The organism is Kitasatospora sp. NPDC087861 (genome assembly GCF_044742585.1).
GTDB lineage: Bacteria > Actinomycetota > Actinomycetes > Streptomycetales > Streptomycetaceae > Kitasatospora.
Genome location: NZ_JBIUUS010000079.1, coordinates 1 through 10033, shown reverse-complemented (window position 1 = coordinate 10033; position 10033 = coordinate 1). Strand labels below are relative to the sequence as shown.

The 10033-nt window shown below is 70.8% G+C and carries 6 protein-coding genes; 1 reads left to right on the top strand and 5 read right to left on the bottom strand.

Annotated elements, in window-relative coordinates; genetic code table 11:
- Positions 1–189 precede the first annotated feature (189 nt).
- The gene (gene mobF, locus ACIOJE_RS40710) at positions 190–5529 is read right to left on the bottom strand and encodes a MobF family relaxase (protein WP_280686324.1); all 5340 of its coding nucleotides are present in this window, start codon (positions 5527–5529) and stop codon (positions 190–192) included.
- Positions 5530–6071: 542 nt separating this feature from the next.
- On the opposite strand from mobF, the gene ACIOJE_RS40705 reads away from it, so the two are divergent.
- Complete coding sequence (locus tag ACIOJE_RS40705) at positions 6072–6629, top strand: hypothetical protein (protein WP_280686317.1); 558 nt, start codon at positions 6072–6074, stop codon at positions 6627–6629.
- An 81-nt stretch (positions 6630–6710) separates the two neighbouring features.
- On the opposite strand, the gene ACIOJE_RS40700 is transcribed toward ACIOJE_RS40705, so the two are convergent.
- The 4 genes from ACIOJE_RS40700 to ACIOJE_RS40685 form a co-directional block, all read right to left on the bottom strand.
- On the bottom strand, positions 6711–7343 hold the full coding sequence (locus tag ACIOJE_RS40700) for an HNH endonuclease (RefSeq protein WP_280686318.1): 633 nt from the start codon (positions 7341–7343) through the stop codon (positions 6711–6713).
- A 65-nt stretch (positions 7344–7408) separates the two neighbouring features.
- The gene (locus ACIOJE_RS40695) at positions 7409–8050 is read right to left on the bottom strand and encodes a hypothetical protein (protein ID WP_280686319.1); all 642 of its coding nucleotides are present in this window, start codon (positions 8048–8050) and stop codon (positions 7409–7411) included.
- Between the two features lie 180 nt (positions 8051–8230).
- Entirely contained in the window at positions 8231–9724 is a 1494-nt protein-coding gene (gene dndC, locus ACIOJE_RS40690) for a DNA phosphorothioation system sulfurtransferase DndC (protein WP_280686320.1), read from the bottom strand.
- A 55-nt stretch (positions 9725–9779) separates the two neighbouring features.
- A complete protein-coding gene (locus ACIOJE_RS40685) occupies positions 9780–9947 on the bottom strand; it encodes a hypothetical protein (protein ID WP_400783667.1) in 168 nt (55 codons plus the stop codon).
- Between the last annotated feature and the right edge of the window lie 86 nt (positions 9948–10033).

The window sequence follows — 10033 nt, the reverse complement described above, 5'->3', positions numbered from 1 at the left end:
TCACCTGACCGGACGGATGGCTCTTGCTCTCGCCGGAGAACCACTGGCTCTCAAGCAGACCGGAGTCGTGGCTCTCGTTCACCCCGATAAAAACAGTCATGTCGACGTACACGCGGAACTCCTCTACTTGAGTCGGGCAACGCGGCCGGGGCTACCGTAGCGGCGACCGCCCCAGCTGCTCGCCGGCTCTTACAGCTCGGGGCCGCCGCGGCTGCGGCCGCCACGGTTTTGGTCGGGGCCCTGCTGCTGGTTCTGCTGGCGCTGCTGTTCGGCGGTGCGCTGGGCGGCCTGGAGTCGGCGGGTCTCCTCCGCGACGCGCTGGGCGTAGGGCTGGGCGTCGCGGCGCTGCATCTCCTGGCGGATCGAGGCAGCCGACGCGTCCAGGGTGGTGACCCGGGAGCGGGCTTCTTCGGCCTCGACGCGGGCGGACTGCAGGCTCCGGGATCGCGATGCCTTGGTGCGCGCCAGCACCGTCTCGCGGCTGCCGCCGGCGCGCTCCCAGTTGGCCAGCAGTTCGTCGTGGTCGCGCTCGGGGCCGGCTCGGTGGGTGCTGTCCGCAAGCCGCTGCCGGGCGGTGGAGAGCTGTTGTTCGCGCTGGGCGGCGGCGGCGCGCAGGTCGAGCAGCTGGCGCTCCATCTGCTCCCGCTCGGGGCTGCGCACGGCGGGCCGGCCGAACCGGCCAGTCTCCGCCAACTTGGCCTCGACGTCGGCGACCTGGTGCGCGTCGAACTCGACACCGGCTGTGAGTTCCCGGACCCGGTCGGCGGCCGCGCGCATCTGCTGGATGGCCTCGACACGCTCGGCGCGCGCCGCGACGCGCTGCTCGACTTCGCCGCCGCGGGCGAGGGCCTCGGCGAGCTCGGTCACCCGGGCGTCCTGCGCTGTGGTCTGCTCCTGGGCGGTCTCGGCGGCGTCCACGGCGTAGGCCAGGGTGGTCGCGAGCTCGGCGTCGGACAGCATCGCGTAGGGCAGGTCCTGCCAGCCGTCCTCGCTCACCTCGGGCGCGCCCCGTCGTGCGTCCGGCTCGTCCGTGGCGCGGGCGGCGTCGAGCACCGGATCGGGCTCCTCGGCGGCCAGGTCCTGCTGCGGGTCCGCAACCGAAACCTCGGCCTCACGCTCGGCCCGCGGCTCGTCCGGCCTCTCCTCGGGTGCCTGCTCGACGGCGGGCAAGACCGGGTCGACGGCAACCATCCCGACGTCCTCGGCAGTGAGTTCCTCGTGCGGCTCGGCCTCGACGACCGGGGTCTCCTCGGCCACCGCCAGGGCGGCCGGGTCCGACTCGACGCTGGTCTCGGCCGTCTCCTGGATGGCGGTTGGGTAGAGGGTTTCGGCGCGTTGTGCCGCGGCCTCGACGGCGCGCGCACGGCGGCCAATCCGGGACACCTGATCGTGCAGCGCCTGCCAGGCCTGGGCGTCTGCCTCGGCTTCCGGGCGGACGCCGATCCCCGGCTCGCTGTCGCGGACCTGACGGCGGGTGCGCCAGGCGTCGGCGAGGGCGGCGTCGAGCTCCCAGGCCTCGCGCAGCTCGTGGTCGACGGGCGGCACCGGGCCCAGGATCCGAGTCCAGGCCGGCGGATCTTCTGCGAGGACGTGGCCGGTCTGGCGCAGGCGGTCCTCGATCACCGCGCGGCGCTGCTGCAGGTGCTCGACCCACGCCTCGGGGGTGTGCTGGTCGCGCTCGACCTCGCGCGGCGCGAGCCACTCGGGCACCGGCCCGCTGTGGTCGGGGACGGGCGCCGGATTGTCCGGCAGGATCCGGCGGATGCGCTGCTCGGCGCGCACGCGCTCGATGACGACCTCGGCCTGCTCCAGCCGGACCCGGGCCTCCTCCTGGCCCTGAACGTTGGCTCGCATCATCGCGGACACGACGACGCCCTCCAGGCCCGCGGTGGCCGCGTGGCCGGTGCCTGGTTCGCGCTGCCAGGTCTCGCGCATGCGGTCGAGCGGCGCCATGCGGGCGCGAATGCGCTGCTCCCGTCGCATGGAAGCAAGGGCTGCGTAGGCCTCGCGCGCGCCATTGTCGTCGCCCGCGCGGTCAGCGCTCCGGCCGAGGTACCGCACCCGGGCGATCTCCGCAGCGAGCTGGGTACGGGTGCGATCGCCGTACGCGCGGTGAGGCCAGGCCGGGACCGGCTGGCCGTCGACCACGACGCCGCGCGGACGGTTGGCCACGCGGGCGTCTGCCCGGTTCAGGTTCTCCAGGGCCTGGGTACGGCGTTCGGTGGCCCGGGCTTCGAGAGCGTCGAGCTGCTCGGTTGTGAGGTCCGCAAGTGGCCTGCTGGTCTGCTCGCCAGCAAGCTTTTCGACGGTCCCCCGGGCGTTTTCAACGTGGTTGTCGATGCGCCAGGACAGCACGGCGGAGACGTCGTCGGCGTCGTGGAAGTCCCGCTCGTGGTACGCCGCGCTGAGGATCCGCTCGGGTGCGAAGCCTGCGGCCTCGGCGTCGCGCACGGCGCGCACGACGGCCGGCCAGGCATCGGCGGCGATGAAGCCCTCGGCGTCCTCGCCCAGGAGGTTGCGGAGCATGCTCTGGTAGCGCAGGGACAGTGCTCGGGCGTGGACGTCGGTGTATTCGTTGGCGAGCTGGCGGATGCCCCAGGCGCGGTCCCATTCCTCGCGGATGGTGTCGGTGGCGGAGCGGGAGGCCTGGGCATTCCGGACGATCGATTCCAGGACGTCGGCCATCGTCTGGCCGTCCTCCAGAATCACGTAGCCTCGGTTTTTCTGGCGGCCGCGGGTCATCTCGACATACGCGGCCTCGCGGGCGGTGCGGGTGCTGAACAGGCCGCTGCCGGTATCGACGGTGGCGCCCTGGCCGCGGTGCGCGGTGCTGGCGTAGCCCAGCTCTAGGTGCTTCTGTACGTAGTCGGCGGGGAGGGTCGCCTGACCGCCGTGGCCGGTGTGCCGGACGACCATGGTGCCGTCGTCTGCGACGCGCACGACGGACCACTGGTCGCCGTTCTTGACGAAGTCCTTGCCGCCGCGGACCACGTTCTTCCTGGCGTTCTTGCGGGTGACGACGAGGTCGCCTCGGTGAGCCTGCAGGCCGTCGCGTAGGCCCACGCTGTGGGCCAGGTCGAGCCGTCCGGTGGCCAGGCGGTGAGCCTGAGCCATGGCGTTGAGTTCGCTGACGGTGGCGTTGTCGTCGGCCATCATCATGGCCGTCAGGCCAGCGTCGATGTCGGTCTGCCAGTCGGCGAAGATCTGGCGGATCATCTGCTCGCGGGTGCCTGCGATGATGCGGCCTTCGTCGAGGTACCACGTCCAGGCATCCTCAACTTCACCGCCGCGCAGGGCGAGGGAGGCAGCGGCTTCGCCTTCCGCGCGGAAACGGTGCACGCTCTCCAGCTCGACCACGTCCACGGTCCCGGCGAGCAGTCGCAGTGCGCCGCCGGATTCGACGCTCGCGAGCTGTCCCGGGTCACCGACTAGGCGCACCACGGCACCGGCCTGCTGGGCGTCTGCGATGACGGCAGCCAGCCGCTTGGTGCCAGCCATTCCGGCCTCGTCAACGATGATGAGGTCACCGGGGAATAGCTCGAAGCCAGGCTCGATGGGCGCGCCGTCGTGGGCGCCTTCTCGCCGGGCCAGCCACTCGTGCAGGACGTAGGCAGGGGCGTCAGTTCCGGCCGAGAGTTCGGCGGCGGCTCGAGCGGAGGGGCCGAGACCGACGACCCGTCCGCCGGCGGCGCGCACCGCGTCGCCAGCCACCGCCATGGCGGTGGTCTTGCCTGCTCCGGCGGGGCCGATGGCGGCCTCGACCAGGTGCTCGCCAGTGGCGAAGGCGCGGGCGAGGGCGCGCTGTCCGGCGTCCAGTGGGCGGTCGGGATGGGCGAGCTGGTAGGCGGCTTCGACGCGCTCGTACACCTCGGCGGACACGGACGGGATCACCAGGGTCCGTGCCGCGGCGACGACCCGTTCTTCGGCGGCGAGCACGGCGCAGGAGGTGAACAGCTCGGTCTCGCGGCGCCGGTAAATGCTCGTTCCGTCCGGCCGCGTGAGCTCGGGAAATCGCGGGTTAGCGTCCGGCGGCGTGATGTTGATCGCCTCGGTGACCAGGGCCAGGGCGGCGATCTGCTCAGCGATATCGGCACCGGGGCGGGTGCCTCGGGTCGCGTTCATCACCCAGCGGCGGGCCTCGGCCAGGACCTGCCGACGGCCCCAGACGCTGCGATGTTCGGAGACCGTTTCGATGACCTCGCGGGCCGCCGTCTCCATGTCGATCCGGAACGCGGCGGTGTCCTCGCGAAAGCCGTCCGCGACGGCCTGCGCGGCCCGCAGAAGGCCGTTCACCCGGTCGGCACCGTAGGCATCGACGGCTGCCGCGCGCCACTCGACACGCAGCTCGGACAGCGACCGGGCCTTCTCCTTGTCGGGCCTGGTATCGAGCGTGGCCTGCTGCATGAGCTGCAGCAAGACCTTGCTGGAAGGCTCCCGCCCGTGCTCCTGCCGGAACTGCTCAACGAGCTCGGCCACCCGCTCCTTGATCCCCTGGGAGCGCTGGGAGTGCCCCTCGATCAGGTCGCCTCCGACGCCGGCGATCTCCATCACGGGACGCTTGCCAGCGGTCACCTCGCGGGCCTCCGCGCGCAGCCCGAGTTCCGTGCACACGGCCTCAACTACGCGCGCATTGTAGAGCTCGGAAGCCGGGACGTTCATCGCGTACAGCAGGGCGCTGTCGAGGCTTCGCCACTTACCGTCAGGCCCCAGGACCTTGTTGGCGACGACGACGTGATCGTGGAGCAGGGGCTCGCCCAGGCGGTTGTCGTAGTGCCGGAAACGGGTCGCGATCAGGCCGCCTTGAACGTGCTCCTGGGCGATCCCGCCGAACCCGGTACGGGTCATGACGGCCTCAGCTTCCAACCAGGCCAGGGTGTCCGCGACGGCCTGCTCGTGCGCCTGCTCAACGGCCCGGCGCACCTCTTCACTGCCCAGCGCCCAGAGCACGCTGACCGACTTCGGGGCGGAGAAGACGAGGTCGAACCCGGCGACCGCCTCCTTCTGCGCACCGCCTTCCGCGCGCTTGATGAACCGGCCGAGCTCCTCCTTGGACTCCGGCCCGCGCCCGTGCTGCTGGCGGAAAATCTGGGCTCCGACCTTACCGCGCAGATCCGCGCGCTCCTTCGCACCGGGCGCCCTGCGGTTCATGCGCTTGAACGCCTCCGTCGCCTCATCAAGGCGCCGGGTGAACTCGCTGTCCGGCCCCTTGTACTTGGGAAAGGCGCGGCCGAGCTTGGCCGCCGCGACAGCCTTCTTCGGGGTGAATCCCTCGGCGATCCGCTCGGCGATGATCCGCTCCGCTTCGGGATGCAGGCCCTGACCGAACAGCGACCGCATCTGAGCCTCAGTCACCGTCCCGGAGACGCCGAGCAGCCCGATGCCGGAACCCATCCAGAGGCCGGGCGGCTGGCCCTTCGCGGTGTAGTAATCGCCGAGCTCACGGCCCCGTTCCCGACGCTCATCGGCGGTGACGGTCTCTCGGATGTAGTAGGCATACCCGTCCCCTGCGCTGAGGCGGTGGACGGTCATCACGAGGCGAGTCTACCCCCCAAGGTCACACATGTGTCTGAGGTGTGACCGTGATGATCTTGAAAGGAGTGAGGGGTTCCATCCGAGTCGATCGGGAGCTTGCGAGTGTCGACTCGGATGGAACGACGAGCGGTTCAAGATCATCACGGTCACGAGCTTGCGAGGCGGTTTTCCACAGGCATGCTCACCCGGGTCTGCAACGCAGATTCCAGGGTCACCTTCACCCGAGCATGCCTGTGGAAAACCGCACCTGCGACGCACCCTGTGGGCGTGGCAGAGGGCGAGCCGCTCTGACGGATCGTCGCCGAGCTGCAGGCGCTCCGCTGACCGGAGCCGGGGCGGCCGCGCGGGTGAGGTGCAGACCGATGCACCGTCGGCCGCATGAGGCGTGCAGCGCCACCTGCTGCCGGCCATGCAGCACCCGCGCGGCCGGGTGCATGCGGCCGCGTGCACCCGCGTGCCGCGCACCCGCACCGGTGCCACCCGCGCGGGCTCGGTGCAGAATGTGCATCGAACCGGATCAAGGACGGAGGGTGCAGCGCATGACGCAGCAGAGGAGGGGCTCGCGCCAGGTGGCCGCGCGCGAGCGCGCGACGCAGCTGGCGGCAGAGTTCGCAGCGGCGGAGAAGGAGCGGATCCGCATCGCTCAGGAGTACCTGGTCGCACAGGGCGATATCGACGACTTCGACGCCGAGACCGAGCGCCGCGTCGCGGACCTGCGCGAGCAGCGCGGAAGGCAGCTGGCGGCGAAGCGCGGCGAGGTGGAGGCGCTGGTGGTCGAGATGCTCGACACCGGGGTGAGCCAGCAGGAGGCGGCGGCACGGCTGGGACTGACGCCGGCGGATGTCCGCGCGGCGAAACGCTCCTACGACGCGGCGGTTGCGCGGCTGGCCGCAGAGAGCATCGCCGGGCAGGCCGGGCCGTCGCCAGAAGCATCCCCGGAGACGGCTCCGGCGGGTGCGGCTGGGGCGAGCGCGGAGACGGGCTCGCCAGAGGCGGACGGCGCGTCGTATCAGGTCGGCCCGGTCGCGGTTCCGCACCAGGAGGGACCGGGCGATGTTCCGGCTGGGGCAACCCAACCGCCAGGATCCGCAGTGTGAGGTGGAGCTGAGTGCGCGGTGGCCCCGGCCGGACGACAATCCACTGTCGTCCGGCCGGGGCCACCGTTTGCCTTCGTCCGGTCAGAAAAGGCTGAGCTGACCGGGGATCGAATCGGACGACTCTGCCTCCTCTCGGCTGGGTCCGGAGCCGCTCCCATTCGCCGGGAACAGCGGAAGCTGCGCTGTGCTGGGATCGGACGCGTCCACGGCTGCCAGGTAGGACTCGGCACTGTAGCCATCAGCGAGGGCCTGGCGCACGAGCGGACGTGCCTCGCCAGCGAGCATCGCGGCGGCGAGCGCGGCTAGGTCGAGGCCGTTCCTCAATGCAGCCTGGATGGCGAGTGCCCGGCCCAGTGGGCCGCGTGTGTCGGCGTGCCCGCGGTGCGCTCGGCCCGCGCTGCGGTTCTGGGCGGCCATCTGCCGCAGGTTCGCCAGCTGGGAGACCGCCGAGAGATGGGTGATTTCCACGCACAGGCTCTCGTTACATCCGTGAGCGCATTTGAGCTCGGGCGGCAGCGGGTCCGGTCCCTGCACCTGTTCGAACAGCCATCGATGCACCCGGACGGTGCGCTCGCGCCCGTTTTCGGTCACGACGGCCTTGCCGTAGCCATCGCTGGTGAGCGACCGGTGCGTCCAGTACCGGCAGCCGTGCGGCACGAGAACGCTGCGCTTCTCGACGTAGTGCAGCGCCCGCTCAGCCTTCGTCTGCTTCATCGCCTCTCCCGCTTGTCCGGCACTTCCGACCCGTTCTGTCCGCCGGCGGCGGACAGAACGGGTCGTCAGCTCTCGGCGGCCGCCTTGCGAGCCTCGCGCAGGAGGCGCTCGGCGTACAGCTCGGTCACGCCGAGATTGGCGTCCTGGAGGGCGTTCCAGACCGTGTCCGGGGTGAGCTCGGCGCCGTGCTGGGTGAGCAGCTCGCGCACCAGGGCGCGGCGCTGTTCGGCCTTGGGGTAGGAGGTCGCGCGCGGCTTGGTCTCGACGACGCCGACGGGCCGGCCAGCCGGGTTGCCGACCGGCTTTCGCTTCTCGTCCCAGTCTTCGATGACCGCGCGGGGCCAGTACTCGGTTCCGAAGACGTCGACGGGGTCCGGCAGGCGCGTGTCGGAGCTGGGCGCGCGGTAGGTGTTCATGGTTTTCTCGGTCGGCCTGCGCTCCGCCGGGATCGAGAGGCGGGCCTCCTCGAGGTCGAGGAGGTCCTTGGGATGCGGCTCAGTGGGGATGAGGGGCAGCTCCTCGCCGGCGAGCGCGGCCTGCAGCTGTTCCAGGGAGAAGACGCGGCGGGGTCGCTTGCTGTCCCGGTTCAACAGCTTGAGGCCGGGGATTTTGGTCCAGCGCTTGGTGTCGCGCCAGTAGCCGGTGGACATGTCGAAAAGCTTGGCTGCTGTCTCGTCGTCGGCTGGTGTGACGCCGTAGGGGATCATGGTCGGTCTGCTTTCTCTCGGTGGTGCGCGGATTCGGCGGTAGGGCCGGCCCCCACGGGTGTGACAACTAGAAAAATACCGCACCTAGACCGGACGGGGAAGTGTGGTGACTCGCTCGGGTGCGGGCACGACGCGAAGCCGCCCGTCCGCGGGTGCGGACGGGCGGCGGTTAGGGCTTCGTCAGAACAGTGCGATCTGGTGATCGCCGTCGTCCTGGTCGGGCTGGTCGCCCTGGCGCTGCCGGGCGAAGGCGAGGGCCTCCTCTTCGGTTTCGAAGCTGTGGCGGAGCAGGACCTTCTCCAGCGCTCCGTAGAGGCCGGCGCGGCGGCCCATGGTGCGGTACGTGCGCTCGATCTCCAGGAGCGCGCGCGCCGCCTCGTACATGTTGTCGTCGTCGCCGCAGACCTCGCGCAGGACGGCCATCTTCTCGGGACCGCTCGCGAGCTCGCGGTCCAGCGGCCGGCCGGGGAACGGCTCGCCGGTCTCCTGCTCGTAGATGAGCGGCAGCAGGTCCTCCACCTCGTGCTTGTCGAAGATCCAGATCCGGCGGATCTCGTGGAGCTCCTCCATGGTGATCAGGCACAGGCCGGCGACCTCGGGGGGACCCATGGCGCGCGCGGCCTTCTGGGCGCGCAGCAGGCGGCGTAGCCAGTCCTCGCGGGCGGCTTGCGTGTAGGGGCCGTGGACCAGCCGGTCGTTGTGCAGGAGGAGGGAGCCGTTCATCCTGCGGAAGTCGCGTAGGTGGCGGTCGTCCTGGGCGTCGAGGGCGTTGCGCAGGTCCAGGAGGGGGCGCATCCAGGCGTTGCTCTCGTCGTTGCGGATCATGGCGGTGAGCGACTTGTCCTGCTCGACCATGGTGCAGGTCCAGCAGCCCATCCGGCTGTCGCCGCATGAGGGGGTGGAGGTGTCGACCACGAGGGGGCATTCGCTGTCAGCGGTGGCGCCCTGGTAGATGCCGAGGAGCAGTTTGTTGTCGTGGCCCCAGGGGTTGGGGTACTGCATGAGGAGCATCCACACGTCGTCGGTGGACAGGTCCTCGATGGGGCTGTAGACGAGCGAGTTGGTCAGGCTGGCGTTGGGACTGAGTCGGTCTCGCACGCGGCCCTTCTCGTGGCGGGCCATGGTGAGGGCTCGGGTGCGGCTCTCGCTCTTGCGGGTGCCGAGCACGAGGATCACCTCGCCGTGGGCGGCGACCACGCTGCGGATGAAGGCGTTGGAGGGCCGGATTTTCAACCGCTCGGTGCACCAGCGGAACATGGGGCGGGGGGCGGCGTAGCCGCGGCCGATCAGACAGGTCCAGAACGAGTCCTGGACCTTCGGGGTGAGGCGGTGGGCCTCGATCGGCAGGTGCTGGTCGTGGGCGGCGGTGCGCATGGCGTCCAGGGAGCGGCGGGCCCAGGCGGCGATGACGGGGTTCTCGACACCGGTGTCGGTGCTGATCACGTGCACGGTCTTGGTTCGGTGCTCGGGCGGTAGGCCGGCGAGTGCGAGCCAGACCAGCATGAGGGTCAGGGTGCTGTCCTTGCCTCCGCTGTAGCCGACCACCCAGGGCACGTCGTCGCCGCGGTAGAGGTCGCGGATCTCGGTGAGCAGGTCGTTCACGGCTTGGTACAGGGGGCGGTCGGCGAGCCAGCCGGTGGGGTCGGGTTCGAGGGTCGGCAGCGGGACGGGCACGGCTTTCAGGAGGGGCTCCTTCGGACGGCAGGTGCGGGCGGATGGTGGTGCGTGCTCAGGGGCGGGGGACGGCGGTGCCGTCGTCCTGCGGGGCAGGCGGCCGCAGGGTGCGCGGCACGGGCTTGGGGCAGGTGGTGCCGGCGCGTCCGGCCGGGGCACCCAACCGCCAGGTCTGGCCGGGTACGCCCGGCCAGACCTGGCGGTGTTGGTCGTCTGAATTCATCGGGTCATATGAGAGCCACTGCTTCGGCGTGAACGGGAGCCAGGCGTAGGCCGTTCGTGGCGGTGATGTACTCGACCGTGGCAGGT